This is a genomic window from Rhodococcus sp. KRD197 (genome assembly GCF_017168235.1).
GTDB lineage: Bacteria > Actinomycetota > Actinomycetes > Mycobacteriales > Mycobacteriaceae > Rhodococcoides.
Genome location: NZ_JABFAO010000070.1, coordinates 1 through 246, shown reverse-complemented (window position 1 = coordinate 246; position 246 = coordinate 1). Strand labels below are relative to the sequence as shown.

1 protein-coding gene is annotated in these 246 nt (G+C 69.1%); it reads left to right on the top strand.

Annotated features, from left to right (window positions below):
• Positions 1-246, top strand: a 246-nt coding sequence (locus tag J1M86_RS24410; protein ID WP_206511709.1) for a transposase, incomplete at both ends; no start/stop codon positions are given.

Genomic DNA, 246 nt, shown 5'->3' with positions numbered 1-246 from the left:
TTCGACCTGCGGTGGAAAGCGGCGTGCGGACTCGCTGTCGACGGGTCCGCGTTCCATCCGACCGTCCTGACCTACTGGCGCAAACGGCTCGCCGCCTCGGAGCACCCGAACCGCATCTTCGACACCGGTGTCCTCAAGGGCCGGACCCGCAGGGCGTTGGATTCGACCGTCCTCAACGACGCGGTCGCCACCCAGGACACCGTCACCCAGCTGGTCGCCGCGATCCGCCGGGTCGCCGCCATTGTC